This window comes from Pseudoxanthomonas sp. OG2 (assembly GCF_014192765.1).
In the GTDB taxonomy this organism is placed as follows: Bacteria; Pseudomonadota; Gammaproteobacteria; order Xanthomonadales; family Xanthomonadaceae; genus Pseudoxanthomonas_A; species Pseudoxanthomonas_A beigongshangi.
On the sequence record NZ_JACHYM010000001.1, the window covers coordinates 2,577,672 to 2,590,138 of the forward strand.

Consider the following 12,467-nt stretch of genomic DNA (forward strand, 5'->3'; position numbering starts at 1 on the left):
GATCAGGTCCCGGCGGGCGCGATGGGCTGGCGTGCGGCGGCAATCGCGTGGATACGGGCGCGTCTCAGTTCCTCGCCGATCCGGGGTCCGCTGAGACCCGCGGCGGCGAACTCGCGGGCATTCACTGCCATCGCGGCCGCGAGCAGGCGCACCAGCGCCGGCCCCTGTGGATAGTCCGTGTCCTCGTTGCCGAGCCGGCCGCGCTTGTCGGCCTCGCAAACCAGCGCCAGCCTCGCGATGCGTTCGGGCCGGCGGAACGCATCGCAGCGCGACAGAAGTTCGAAGACGGTGGCGTCGCGCAGTTCGTCCAGGCGATGCACGTTGAGATGCTCGCGGCAGGCAATCACTGCCAGGTCGCGATGTTCCAGCGGAACCTTCAACCGTTCGCACAATGCCAGCACCGGCGCGACCCCGCGTTGTTCGTGCATGACGTGGCGCGGCAGCTCTTGCTCTGGCGTGAGCGCCTTGCCCAGGTCGTGGCAGAGCGCGGCGAAGCCGACCAGATCGTCACCCGGCGCCAGTCTCGCGGCCATGTCGCTGACCATCTGCTGGTGCACGCCGGTATCGATTTCGGGATGGTATTCGGCGCGCTGCGGCACGCCGTACAGTGCGTCCACCTCGGGCAACACGCTGGCCAGCGCGCCGGCTTCGTGCAGGGTGCGCAGGAAGGCGGAGGGACGCGCGCAGGCCAATGCGCGGCGCAGTTCCTGCCAGACCCGTTCCGGTACCAGTGTGTCGAGCTCGCCACTGGCCGCCATCTCCCGCATCAGCGCCATCGTTTCCGGCGCGATCGTGAAGCCCAGTGGCGCCAGCCGGGCCATGAAGCGGGCCGCGCGCAGTACCCGCAGGGGATCCTCGACGAAGGCCGGGCCCACATGCCGCAGCAGGCGTGCGTCCAGATCCTTCGCGCCACCGCAGGGATCGACGATGCGGCCGTCCTCATCCTCGGCAATCGCGTTGATGGTGAAATCGCGCCGCTGCAGATCCTCTTCCAGGGTGACCGAGGGATCGGCATCGACCTCGAACCCCCGATACCCGCGTCCGCGCTTGCGCTCGGTCCGCGCCAGCGCGTATTCCTCGCCACTGTCCGGATGCAGGAACACCGGGAAATCCTGGCCCACCTGCTTGTAGCCCAGCGCCAGCATCTGCGCGGGCGTGGCGCCGACCACCACATGGTCGCGGTCGCCGGCCTCGAGGCCCAGCAACCGATCACGCACCGCGCCGCCGACGAGATAGGTCTTCATGCGCGCATGATGCCGGATAGTGGCGGGAGGATCAGCTCTTCGGCATGCGCGCATCCGGGCAGGCGAACTCGCGGCGCTTGCCGTCGAGCTTGCCGAGCATGCGGTCGCTGACCGGCAGGGCATTGCCGTTGAGGCGCCAGTCGTAGATCACGCTGAAGGCGAGGATACGGGCGACGTATTCGCGGGTTTCCTTGTAGCTGATGGTCTCGATCCAGATATCCGGATCGTAGCCGGGTCGCTGCGACTGCCAGCGCGCGGTCGGGGTGGGACCGGCGTTGTAGGCGGCGATGGCGACATAGGGAACGCCGTACTTGTTTTCCATTTCGCGCAGGTAGGCGGTGCCCAGCGCGATGTTGGTGTCCGAATCGTACAGGCTGGCGGCGCCGCCCCAGGGCAGGCCCAGGCGCTTGGCGGTGGCCGCGCCGGTGGCGGGCACGACCTGCATCAGGCCCATCGCGTTGGCGCCGGAACGGGCGCGCGGATTGAACACGCTCTCGGCGCGGATCTCGGCGGCCACCCAGGCCGGGTCCAGCGCATGGCGGGCGGATTCGCGACGGATGGTCTCGCCGTGGTGCAGCGGGAAGCGCAACTGGTACAGGCGCTGTTCGTCCGGACGCTTGCCCAGCGAGAACACGGCGCGATCGAACCAGCCGTTGTCCTGCGCCACTTCCACCGCGATGCGACGCTGGGTGTCGTCGAAACGCGACAGCGTGCTGTTCCATTCGGCGACCGCCCAGCCGGAACGCTCCAGCTTCCACAGTTCCATCGCGCGGACGATGGCGGGATCGCGGGCGATTGCGTCCTTGGCCGCCTTGCCATCGTTGGGGATCCACGGGCACAGCGCGTAGGGCTGCTTGAGCCGGTCCGCGGCGAGGAAGCCGTGGAAGGTCGGCGCGCGCGCGGCCTCGCGCAGCAAGGGCTGCGCGGCGGCGGCGTCACCGGTCTTCTCGGCCATGCGTGCCTCGAAATAGCGCCAGCGCGAGTCCTCGCGCTGCTTGGCCGGCATCTTGCGCAGCGCGACCAGCGCGGCGCGCCAGTCGCCACGCGCCATCGCCTCGCGTACGCGCCATTCGTGCAGGCGTTCGTCGTAGGCCGACTCGGGAACGGCATTGAGGCGGCGCGCCGAATCCGGCTCGTAGGACGCCACCGTCCACAGGGCGATCTGGTAGAGCACGCGGCCGCGATCGGCTTCAGTCATGCCCAGCGCACTGGCGTATTGGGGCAGTTGGGTCTCGGCGGCGCCGGGGTCGCGGCTGGCCAGCCGCGCCAGGCCATAGCTGGCCATGCGCCGGCTGCGATCGGTCTTCGGCCAGTTCAAGGCGCGCGCGTGCACGGCGTCGATGAAGGCGGCGTAGTCGTTGGCCAGCACGGCTTCGTCTCCCGGCAGGCCGCGCGCGGCGGTGCGCATCACCGCGGTCTGGCTCTCGGCGGCGGCCGCGTCGATGCGCTCCCAGCGCAGCGCGGGCGGCAGGCCGCCCTTGTTGGCGAGGATCGCGAACACCGGATCGCAACCGTCCGGCAGCGATTTGGCCGCGCCGCGCCACAACGCCTGCGCGTCCTTGACCCACTGCGCGTCGGCGCGGCCGGTGGCCTGGCGCGCATCCAGCTCGGCGCAGCGCAGTGTGGTGTTTTCGGTGGGCTTCCATGCGCCGAGGAACGTCGGCCAGTCCTGCCGGCGGGCCAGCGACGCCAGCCACAGGGCGCGGAAGTTCTCCGCCACCGCCTGGCCTTCGTAGCGCTTGAGGAAACCCTGCGCCTGCGAGGTGGGCAGTTTGTCGACGTCGCGGCGCAGCGAGGCCAGTTCGACCCAGCCATAGATCGGGTGCGAGGCCAGGCTTGCATACTGCGCGGCGTTGAACTGCCCACGCTCGGCGGCTTCCAGCGCCGCGCGCAATTGTGGCCGTTGCGCATCCAGGTTCTGCGCGTGGACGGCGGCCAGGGGCAGGAGCGCGAGCGCCGCAGCGAGTACGATGAGTGGGGTGGGACGGTTCATGGCCGGAATATACCGGAGCCGGCTGAACGGTCGCGTGCGTGCTTGATGGAAGGAGATTGCGTTTGGAGCATTTCTGGATTTTCCCGTTGCTGGGCGTGGTTGCCGGGGTGCTGGCCGGCCTGCTCGGCATCGGTGGCGGGCTGGTGCTGGTGGCCGCACTGGTATGGGTGCTGCCGCTGTTCGGCATCCCGAAGGAAGCGGCCATGCACGCGGCGCTGGCCAGTTCGCTGGCGAGCATCGTGCTGACCGCGACCTCCTCCGCGTACGCGCATCACCGGCGCGGCAGCGTGATGTGGCCGACGGTGGCCTGGATGGTGCCGGGACTGCTGCTGGGTGGCTGGCTCGGCAGCGGGCTGGCGGTGTATCTGGACGACAACGTGCTGCGCTGGGTGGTGGCGATCTACTGCCTGATCGCCGGTGCGCAGATGGCGTTCGGGAAAACACGCAACGGTGCCGGCGCGGCGGGGCCCGCGCCACCGCCGCGCGGTTGGCCGATGACCGCGGTCGGCACCGGCATCGGCGCGGTGTCGGCGGTGGTCGGTATCGGTGGCGGCAGCATGACCGTGCCGGTGCTGGTCTGGCACGGTATCGCGCCGGTCCGCGCGGTGGGCACGTCGAGCGCCTGCGGCGTGGCGATCGCGATCGGCAGCGCGCTGGGCTATGCATTGCATGCCCCTCCCGGCGCCCTGCCGGCACACGCGGTGGGCTATGTCTACCTGCCGGCGGCAATCGGCGTGGCGGTGGCGTCGGTACTGGCCGCGCCGTGGGGCACCCGGCTCGCGCACGCCATCGGCGGCACCGCGCTGAAGCGGGTGTTCGCGATCTTCATGGTGGTGATGGGGATCAGCATCCTGGTCGCGGGCTGACCGCGGCCGGGAATCCGTTGCTCAGCGCAGGGCTTCGGCGGGCACGTCGATGCTCATCGCCAGGGCGAGATGATCCGAGTTGGCGGCGGGCATCGCGCGCGCGCCGTCGGCGACCAGCGCTTCGCTGATCAGGATGTGATCGATGGCGCGCTGCGGGCGCCAGCTGGGAAAGGTCGGAATCCGGTGCTGCGGCGGACGCAGCCGGGTGTTCCGGTACAGCACGTCCATTTCCGGTGTGTCGGGCATGCAGTTGAAGTCGCCCATCAGCACGGCGTGCGGATGATCCGACAGCAGTTCGGCGATGAACGACAACTGCGCGCGCCGCGAGTTGGCGCCCAGCGACAGGTGCGCGACGGCGACGGTGAGGCCTTCGTCGCCATCGCCGAACCGCGCCACCAGCACGCCGCGGCCGCTGATGCGGCCGGGCAGCGCATGGTCGCTGACCTCCACCGGTTCCAGCCGGCTCAACAGGCCGTTGGCGCTGGATGCCACCCGCCCGACGTTGCGGTTGGGCTGGTGGGTCCAGTAGTCGAAGCCCGCGCGCTCGGCCAGATAGTGGGTCTGGTTGGTGAATCCCGAACGCAGGCTCCCCGGATCCGCCTCCTGCAGGCCGACGATGTCGTGTTCGCCGGCGAGCTGCGCGATGGCGTCCAGGCTGCCCCGCTTGTTGCCGGCAGGCAGCGCGTGTGACCAGCTGCGGGTCACATAGTCGCTGTAGCGGCGGGTGCTGGAGCCGGCCTGGATGTTGGCGCTGAGCACCCGCAACCGGCGCTTGCCGGGCATCGTCGTCATGGTGGGGGCGGGGGAACCTGGGGGTGCGGCTTACTTGGCGGCGCGTTCCTGCGCGATCAAGTGATCGGTGATGCGCAGCATGTCCTCGAAGCTGCGGCCCTTCACCTTGTACTTGCCGTTGACGACCAGGCTGGGCGTGCTGTTGACGCCGGACTGGATCGCGAACTGCTTGGCGCGGTTGACCTTGGCATTGATGCCGAAGCTGTTCATCAGGCCCAGGAATTCCTTGGCGTTGACGCCGTAACCGGCATAGAACTCGGCGACCTTGGCCGGGTCCGGCTTCCTGCCCTCGCCCGGCAGGCTGCGCTCGGCGTGGATCTTGGCGAACACCGTGTCATGGGTGCGTTCGACCAGGCCCTTGCTCTCGGCGGCGTAGTAGGCCTGCGCGTACGGCAGCCATTCCGGACCGAAGGCGACCGGGACGTAGGTCAGGCGGACGTCGGCCGGCAGCGTCTTGCGCCACGGCATGATCTGGGTCTGGAAGCTGGCGCAGGCCGGGCAGACATAGCCGAACACTTCCACCACTTCGATCTTGCCGTTGAGCGGCGCGTAGGGCTGGCCGTTCGGAATCAGCTCGTAGTCGACGCCGGCGACCGGCGCGGGACCGGACGGCGCGACCGGCGCGGGCGCATTGGCCGGCGCCGGGGTATCGGTGGCGGCCGGCGGGGCACCTTCGGCCGGCGCGGCGGGGGTTTCCGCCGGGGCGGCGGCGTCGGTGCCCGCTGCCGGGGTTTCCGCGGCCGGCGCGGTGGCGGGGGCGGTCTCGGTGGCCGGCGTGGTCGCGCCGGGGGCGTTGGTCTGGCCACAGGCCGCCAGCAGCGGCAGCAGGGCGAGCGTCATCAGGAGCGGACGAAGTTTCATGGCACTGACTCCAGCATGGGAAAGGTTCGGGGGCGGGCGCCGAGGCCCGCAAAGGGACCGCACATTCTGTGCCGCGGGCGAGATGGTGTCACCCGCATTACGTTACTTGCGGGCGCCGCGCTCGCGGGCGACCAGCCAATCGGTGATGCGCAGCACGTCGTCGTAGGTGCTGCCGCCGGTGACGCGGTACTTGCCGTTGACGACCAGCGTGGGCGTGCCGCGCACGCCGCTGGCCATGGCGAAGGCACGCGCTTTCTCCAGCCGCGCGTCCACTTCCGGGCCGCGCAGCAGCGCATTGAAGCGCGCGCGGTCCACGCCGTAGCCGGCATAGAACGTGACCAGTTCATCGGCCGAGGGATTGTTCATCGGCAGCGCGCCGGTTTCGTGCAGCGCCGCGAACACCGCCGCGTGGGTCTTGCCCAGCACGCCGCTCATTTCGGCGGCGTAGTAGGCGCGCGCATACGGCACCCAGGAGGAGGACAGCGCCGCCGGTACCTGCACCAGTTGCACGGCCGGGCCCTGCTTGCGCTTCCAGGCCTGCACCTTGGGTTCGAAATGGGCGCAATGGATGCAGGCGTAGGAGAACACCTCCGCCACTTCGACCTTGCCCTTGACCGGCGCGAACGGCTTGCCGTCGGGAATGACCTCGTAGTCCACGCCTTCCTTCGGTGCCGGTGCGTCGGCGGCCAGCGCCAGCATCGGCAACAGCGAGAACAGCGAGAACAGCGCCGACAACACGAGGCGCAGGGTCAGGCGGGTCTTCATGGGGTTTCCTCCACGGGCGCTGGAAAAAGAAACGCCGGCCATGGTGGGGCCGGCGCAATGAACAGGAGCTGTGAATCAGGACCGCGACGAAGCGGCGAAGTTCACGACTTCTTGGCGGTCGTGGTCTTCGCGGCGGCCTCGTCGTCGGCGCGGTCGTGCAGGCCCTGCAGATAGCTGCCCAGTGCCTGGATTTCCTGCTCGGTCAGCGAGTGGACGACCTGCGCCATGGTGTTGAAATGGGTGGGATCCTTCTCGGTGGTCGTGCCCGCCTGGTACTCCTGCAGGCGGCGGACCACGTAGGCCTGCTGCTGGCCGCCGATGTGCGGATAGGCCGGGCCCGGATTGCCGGCGCCGGTGGGGCCGTGGCAGGCCATGCAGGCCGGAACGCCGCGGCTGGCGTCGCCGGTGCGGTAGAGCTTCTGGCCGATCTCGTAGAACTTCATGTCCTTGTAGACGCCGTCGGCGACGACCGAATCGTCGGCCAGGCCGGCACCGGCCTTCTGGGTGGCGAAGTAGGCGCCGACATCGCGCATGTCCTGCGCGCTGAGGGTCTGGGCGAACGGCACCATCACCGCGGCCAGGCCACCGGTGCGCTGGCCATCGGCGAACAGCGCCAGCTGGCGGGCGATGTAGCGCTCGCTCTGGCCGGCGATGCGCGGGTACTGCGGATCGGTCGGGTTGCCGTCGGCGCCATGGCAGGCGGCGCAGGCGGCGGCCTTGGTCTGGCCGGCCTTGGCGTCGCCCCAGGTGGTCTTGGTCAGATCAACATCCAGCGACGCGGTCTCCACCGGCGCATTGTCCGGCACCGGTACGACCGTGGTCTGTGCATAGGCAACCGCCCCAACGGCCGCAATGGCCAGTCCTGCAAGTCCCCAAACGCGAGCGTGGCGCATGTGCTAAAGCTCCGAAAACCTTCAAGAAGCGGCGCCCCATGGCGGCCGCGAAACCCCGGAATTATCCCTGCGGGGGGGCTCCGCGGTCAATTCGGATGCGCCGGAACGGCGGATCCGGGCCGCGATCGCCGTCCGGCGGCCCAGTCCGCGGCCCGCCCATGCCATCCTAGTGGCATGTCGAACCTGCTCAATTCCGCCCGCTACCTGCTCTCGGCGCACAATTTCCGCCAGCTCCCGCCCGATAGCGGCCGGGAAGTGGCTTTCGCCGGCCGTTCCAACGCCGGCAAGTCCAGCGCACTGAACGCGCTGACCCGCCACAACGCGCTGGCCCGGGTGTCCAAGACGCCGGGCCGGACCCAGCAACTGGTGTTTTTCGAGGTCCAGCCGGACCGCCATCTGGTGGATCTGCCGGGCTACGGCTACGCCAAGGTGCCGCAGGAACTTCAGGCGCACTGGCAAGCCTTCATCCAGGACTACTTCCAGCGCCGCGACGCGCTCAAGGGCCTGGTGGTGGTGATGGACATCCGCCATCCGCTCAAGGACTACGACCGGCAGATGCTGGGCTATGCGGTGCAGCGCGGGCTGCCGGCGCACGCGCTGCTGACCAAGGCCGACAAGCTCGGCCGCGGCCAGCAGTCGCAGACCCTGCAGGCGGTGAAGAAGGAGCTGTTCTCCGCCTTCGGCGACAGTGTCGGCGTGCAGGTGTTCTCCTCCGAGTCCAAGCAGGGCGTGGACGAGGCGCGCCAGGTGGTCATGGACTGGCTGGAACTGGCCTAGCGCGCGCCGGCCCGGCAACCACCGGGCCTTCCGATCACGGTTCGCCAGGCAGCGGCGAGAACTCCGCCGGCACCCAGGCGAAGGCGTCGTCGTCGCGACGGACATGCCCCAATCCCGGAAAGGGAAGGTGCGCGCCCGCCAGCCACCAGCCGGCGTCGGCGGTCCGGGCCATGAGCGCGCGGCGGCTGGCGATCGCCTGGCCGCGATCCAGATCCGCCTCGAAGGAAGCGTCCGGGCGCGCGAACTGCACCGCGTGGTAATGGACGATGTCGCCCCAGACCAGCAACTGCTGGTCCGCGCCGGCCTCGAGCAGAAACGAGGTATGGCCCGGCGTGTGTCCGTGCGAATCCAGGCCGCTCACGCCGGCGGGCAGCCGTTCGCCTTGCGCGAACAGGTGCAGCCGGCCGGCGGCGCGATAGGGCGCCACCGCATCACGCGCCATCTTGAACAACGGGCGATACATCGCCGGTGTGTCGGTGCGGGTCTCGGTCGCCGGATCCAGCCAGTAGTCGGCGTCGGCGCGCGCCAGCCAGACGGTCGCGTTCGGGAACGCCTCGCGCCCCTGCGCATCGAGCAGTCCGCACAGGTGATCCGGATGCGCATGGGTGATCAGCACCTGATCGACTTGCTCCGGTGAATAGCCGGCATGGCGCAGGTTTTCCAGCACATGGCCCAGGCCCGGTCCGAAGCATTGCGCGGTGCCGGCATCCACTAGGGTCAGCACGTCGCCACGCTGGACCAGATAGGCGTTGACCGCGGTCTGCAGGCCTTGCGGAGATTCGGGAACGTGGCGGGAGGACAGCAGCGCCTGCTTGCCGGCCTCGTCGATCCCGGACAGCTCCGTGCGCGCCAGCGGCACCACGCCGTCGAACAGCGCGGTGACATGCAGGTCGCCGATGGCCTGGTGGTAGACGCCGGGCACCTGCCGGGCGGGCGCGGTCTGCGCGCCGGCGGGCAGGGCGAGCGTGGCCAAAAGGGCGACCGAGGCCAGCGGGAAAAGACGGGGATGCAAGCGGATGGAAGCCATGGGGGAAGAATCGAAGCGGCGTCGCCGCGGAGACTTCATCCTAGGTCGGCGCCAGCGAGCGCAACGCTCAATCCGTGGCGTCAAACGCTCAATGCGGTTCAGGCATTGCCGATGCGCGCGGGATCCAGGCCGTAGCGTTCGCTGAAGCGACGACTGAAGCTGGCGACCGAGCGGTAACCGACCCGTGCCGCGACCGTCTTCACCGGCCAGTCGGTGGTGTAGAGCAGATCCATCGCGCAGGCCAGGCGCGCGGCGGCGATGATCTCGCGCAGCCCGGTACCTTCGCCGGCCAGGCGCCGACGCAGGGTCGCGCCGCTCAGGCCGAGCGTGGTTTCGATGTGCTGCGACTGCCAATCGCGGGCGGGATCGGCGCGGATCAGATCGCGAATCCGCATCGCCAGGCGTGGGGGCGGGGGCACCAGCATGGTCGTGTGTCCGCGCCGGCACAGCGCCACGGTCAGCGCGGCCAGCGCCAGCCGCGCCTCGGTGTAGTGACCGGCCTGCAAAGACGCCAGCCAATGCTGCAGCTCCGGTGCGAAATCGGCGCTGTCCAGGCGCGCGAGATCGTCGCCCCGGCCGGTGATCGGTTCGGACCACAGCAGGCGCGCGGCGGCGAGCACTTCCTCGCACAGCGGAATCGTGACCGTCAGGTAGAGGCCGCTGTCCGGGTCGGGAATGTTGACCACGTCCATCCGGCAGCGGCGCGCGATCAGGAACAGATCGCCGGGTGCGAATTCCAGCGCCTGCGCATGCGTGCGCACCTGCTTGCGACCGCGCAGCACGATCGCGATGCAGGGATGATCGATGTCCACCGCATGCGCGCCGTGCTCGTGGCGCGCGGTGATGCAGGCGTAGCCTTCCGCGCGCGTGCAGTCGACCAGCGCGCCGAGACGCACGAGCAGGGAGGGACCGGGGGCGACGACCGCATTCATCGGCAAGGCGATGGATTACACGGCGACATTGAACAATCGGCCCACCAGCGCCGCCGCCGCCATCGCCACCGCGCCCCAGAAGCCGACCCGCCACGCGCCGCGCAGCACCGGCGCGCCGCCGATGCGCGCGGCGAGGCCGCCGGATACCAGCAGGCCGACGAGGGTGACGGCGGTGGTCACCGCCGCGACCCGATCCGCTGGCGCCAGCACTGACGCGACGATCGGTACCGCCGCGCCCGCGGTGAAGGCGGCGGCCGAGGCCAGCGCCGCCTGCAACGGACGCGCGCGCAATTCCTCGGTGATGCCCAGTTCGTCGCGCGCATGCGCGGCCAGCGCGTCATGGGCGGTGAGCTGTTCGGCGACCTGGCGGGCGAGCGCGGGTTCGAGTCCGCGCTGCACGTAGATCTGGGTGAGCTCGGCGAGTTCGAGCCCGGGCTCGGCATGCAGTTCGCGTTTCTCGATGGCGAGATCCGCCGCTTCGGTGTCGGCTTGTGACTGCACGGACACATATTCGCCGGCCGCCATCGACATCGCGCCGGCGACCACGCCGGCGACGCCGGTCATCAGGATGGTTTCGGGCGCCGCGCCGCTGGCGGCCACGCCGACCACGATGCCGGCCACCGAGACGATGCCGTCGTTGGCTCCCAGGACCGCCGCGCGCAGCCAGCCGACCCGGTTGGTGCGGTGGAGTTCGGGATGGCGGCTGGTGGGAAGCGGGCGGCGAGGCATGGCGGCAGGGTAGCCTCCGCGCCACGCGGGGTCGAGCCGGGAGCGGCCAGCACAGGTGCGGAACACTGCGATGTGGGCGATGGCGATGATGCCGGGACGGGCGGCACGCTATATTGCCGCCCTTGTGGCGCCTGCGCCGCAGCCCCACATCGTCGTTCCCTGCCGTGCGAGTCCGCCTTTGTCCAGCCCCAGCCACGTCGCCGATACGCTGATCACCGATCGCACGCAGCTCGTGCAGTACATCGCCGGTGGCGAGAAACCACGCGCGGACTGGCGCATCGGCACCGAGCACGAGAAGTTCGGTTTCCGCCTGGACGATCTGCGTCCGCCGGAATTCGACGGCGAGCGCGGCATCGAGGCGCTGCTGAAGGGCCTGACCCGGTTCGGCTGGGAAGCGGTCGAGGAAAAGGGCCGGGTGATCGCGCTGACCCGCGACGGCGCCTCGGTCACCCTGGAACCGGCCGGCCAGTTGGAGCTTTCCGGCGCCGCGCTGGAAACCATCCACCAGACCTGCGTCGAAGTCGGCACCCACCTGAAGGAAGTCAAGGAAGTCGCCGATGAACTGCGGCTGGGTTTCCTCGGCATGGGCTTCCAGCCCAAGTGGCGGCGCGACGAAATGCCGTGGATGCCCAAGGGCCGCTACAAGATCATGAAGTCGTACATGCCCAAGGTCGGTTCGCTCGGCCTGGACATGATGACCCGCACCTGCACCGTGCAGGTCAACCTGGATTACGCCAGCGAAGCGGACATGGTGAAGAAGTTCCGCGTGTCGCTGGCGTTGCAGCCGATCGCCACCGCGCTGTTCGCCGATTCGCCGTTCACCGAGGGCAAGCCGAACGGTTACCAGAGCTATCGCTCGCACATCTGGACCGATACCGATCCGGATCGCACCGGCATGCTCGACTTCGTGTTCGAGGACGGTTTCGGCTACGAACGCTACGTCGACTATCTGCTCGACGTGCCGATGTATTTCAGTTACCGCGACGGCATCTACCACGACGCCAGCGGGCAGAGCTTCCGCGACTTCCTCAAGGGCGAGCTGCCGGTGCTGCCGGGCGCGCTGCCGACCCTGCGCGACTGGTCGGATCACATGACCACCGCGTTCCCGGAAGTGCGGCTGAAGAAGTTCCTGGAGATGCGCGGCGCCGACGGCGGCCCGTGGAATCGCCTGTGTGCGTTGCCGGCGTTCTGGGTGGGCCTGCTGTATGACGACACGGCGCTGGACGCGGCCTGGGATCTGGTGAAGGACTTCAGCCTGGTCGAGCGCCATGCCCTGCGAGACGGCGTGCCGCGCGACGCGCTGAAGCTGCCGTTCCGCGGAGGCACGGTGCGCGACGTCGCCGCCGAGGCGCTGAAGATCGCGGTCGCCGGCCTGCGCCGCCGCGCGTGCGTGAACAGCAAGGGTGTGGACGAAAGTGGCTTCCTCGACGCGCTGATCGAAATCGTGGAATCCAACGAGACGCCGGCCGAGCGCAAGCTCAAGCTGTTCGCCGGCGAATGGAACGGCAGCGTCGATCCGGTGTTCCGCGAGTTCGCCTACTGAGCCACCGCCGCCAGCGCCTGGAATCGTCCGGCGGCATGCGTGCTG

The 12,467-nt window shown here is 69.5% G+C and carries 12 protein-coding genes; 3 read left to right on the plus strand and 9 right to left on the minus strand.

The features are described from left to right. Window positions 1-2: 2 nt before the first annotated feature. Complete coding sequence (locus tag FHW78_RS11755) at window positions 3-1,244, minus strand: multifunctional CCA addition/repair protein (RefSeq protein WP_183640494.1); 1,242 nt, start codon at window positions 1,242-1,244, stop codon at window positions 3-5. A 31-nt stretch (window positions 1,245-1,275) separates the two neighbouring features. Continuing rightward, window positions 1,276-3,237 (minus strand): transglycosylase SLT domain-containing protein, encoded by a 1,962-nt coding sequence (locus FHW78_RS11760; protein WP_183640497.1) that lies wholly within the window; start codon window positions 3,235-3,237, stop codon window positions 1,276-1,278. Window positions 3,238-3,299: 62 nt separating this feature from the next. On the opposite strand from FHW78_RS11760, the gene FHW78_RS11765 reads away from it, so the two are divergent. Further along, window positions 3,300-4,103, plus strand: coding sequence for a sulfite exporter TauE/SafE family protein (locus FHW78_RS11765; protein ID WP_221188935.1), 804 nt, complete (start codon window positions 3,300-3,302; stop codon window positions 4,101-4,103). 21 nt (window positions 4,104-4,124) lie between these two features. Here the strand turns inward: FHW78_RS11765 and FHW78_RS11770 are convergent, their stop codons facing one another. The 4 genes from FHW78_RS11770 to FHW78_RS11785 form a co-directional block, all read right to left on the minus strand. Then, complete coding sequence (locus FHW78_RS11770; RefSeq protein WP_141454629.1) at window positions 4,125-4,886, minus strand: endonuclease/exonuclease/phosphatase family protein; 762 nt, start codon at window positions 4,884-4,886, stop codon at window positions 4,125-4,127. A gap of 39 nt (window positions 4,887-4,925) precedes the next feature. Beyond that, a complete protein-coding gene (locus FHW78_RS11775; RefSeq protein ID WP_183640499.1) occupies window positions 4,926-5,756 on the minus strand; it encodes a thiol:disulfide interchange protein DsbA/DsbL in 831 nt (276 codons plus the stop codon). Window positions 5,757-5,858: 102 nt separating this feature from the next. Then, window positions 5,859-6,521 (minus strand): thiol:disulfide interchange protein DsbA/DsbL, encoded by a 663-nt coding sequence (locus FHW78_RS11780; protein WP_255443202.1) that lies wholly within the window; start codon window positions 6,519-6,521, stop codon window positions 5,859-5,861. A gap of 101 nt (window positions 6,522-6,622) precedes the next feature. Next, the gene (locus FHW78_RS11785) at window positions 6,623-7,414 is read right to left on the minus strand and encodes a c-type cytochrome (RefSeq protein WP_183640501.1); all 792 of its coding nucleotides are present in this window, start codon (window positions 7,412-7,414) and stop codon (window positions 6,623-6,625) included. A gap of 174 nt (window positions 7,415-7,588) precedes the next feature. Here FHW78_RS11785 and yihA point away from each other — a divergent pair, with 174 nt between their 5' ends. Next, window positions 7,589-8,191: a ribosome biogenesis GTP-binding protein YihA/YsxC gene (yihA, locus tag FHW78_RS11790; protein ID WP_183640504.1), complete on the plus strand. Its 603-nt coding sequence runs from the start codon at window positions 7,589-7,591 to the stop codon at window positions 8,189-8,191. 34 nt (window positions 8,192-8,225) lie between these two features. On the opposite strand, the gene FHW78_RS11795 is transcribed toward yihA, so the two are convergent. The 3 genes from FHW78_RS11795 to FHW78_RS11805 all read right to left on the minus strand — a co-directional run bounded on the left by FHW78_RS11795 (window position 8,226) and on the right by FHW78_RS11805 (window position 10,879). Next, window positions 8,226-9,218: an MBL fold metallo-hydrolase gene (locus tag FHW78_RS11795; protein WP_183640507.1), complete on the minus strand. Its 993-nt coding sequence runs from the start codon at window positions 9,216-9,218 to the stop codon at window positions 8,226-8,228. A gap of 98 nt (window positions 9,219-9,316) precedes the next feature. Further along, the gene (locus tag FHW78_RS11800) at window positions 9,317-10,150 is read right to left on the minus strand and encodes an AraC family transcriptional regulator (protein ID WP_183640510.1); all 834 of its coding nucleotides are present in this window, start codon (window positions 10,148-10,150) and stop codon (window positions 9,317-9,319) included. Window positions 10,151-10,165: 15 nt separating this feature from the next. Beyond that, window positions 10,166-10,879: a VIT family protein gene (locus FHW78_RS11805; protein WP_183640513.1), complete on the minus strand. Its 714-nt coding sequence runs from the start codon at window positions 10,877-10,879 to the stop codon at window positions 10,166-10,168. Window positions 10,880-11,057: 178 nt separating this feature from the next. Here FHW78_RS11805 and FHW78_RS11810 point away from each other — a divergent pair, with 178 nt between their 5' ends. Further along, window positions 11,058-12,422 (plus strand): glutamate--cysteine ligase, encoded by a 1,365-nt coding sequence (locus FHW78_RS11810; RefSeq protein WP_183640515.1) that lies wholly within the window; start codon window positions 11,058-11,060, stop codon window positions 12,420-12,422. Window positions 12,423-12,467: the final 45 nt, after the last annotated feature.

Excerpts from the sequence above, each read along its gene's own strand:
- FHW78_RS11805 (WP_183640513.1), bottom strand. The coding sequence starts at position 10,879 with ATGCCTCGCCGCCCGCTTCCCACCAGCCGCCATCCCGAACTCCACCGC.
- FHW78_RS11755 (WP_183640494.1), bottom strand. The coding sequence starts at position 1,244 with ATGAAGACCTATCTCGTCGGCGGCGCGGTGCGTGATCGGTTGCTGGGC.
- FHW78_RS11785 (WP_183640501.1), bottom strand. The coding sequence starts at position 7,414 with ATGCGCCACGCTCGCGTTTGGGGACTTGCAGGACTGGCCATTGCGGCC.
- FHW78_RS11770 (WP_141454629.1), bottom strand. The coding sequence starts at position 4,886 with ATGCCCGGCAAGCGCCGGTTGCGGGTGCTCAGCGCCAACATCCAGGCC.
- FHW78_RS11780 (WP_255443202.1), bottom strand. The coding sequence starts at position 6,521 with ATGAAGACCCGCCTGACCCTGCGCCTCGTGTTGTCGGCGCTGTTCTCG.
- FHW78_RS11800 (WP_183640510.1), bottom strand. The coding sequence starts at position 10,150 with ATGAATGCGGTCGTCGCCCCCGGTCCCTCCCTGCTCGTGCGTCTCGGC.
- FHW78_RS11795 (WP_183640507.1), bottom strand. The coding sequence starts at position 9,218 with ATGGCTTCCATCCGCTTGCATCCCCGTCTTTTCCCGCTGGCCTCGGTC.
- FHW78_RS11775 (WP_183640499.1), bottom strand. The coding sequence starts at position 5,756 with ATGAAACTTCGTCCGCTCCTGATGACGCTCGCCCTGCTGCCGCTGCTG.
- FHW78_RS11760 (WP_183640497.1), bottom strand. The coding sequence starts at position 3,237 with ATGAACCGTCCCACCCCACTCATCGTACTCGCTGCGGCGCTCGCGCTC.
- yihA (WP_183640504.1), top strand. The coding sequence starts at position 7,589 with ATGTCGAACCTGCTCAATTCCGCCCGCTACCTGCTCTCGGCGCACAAT.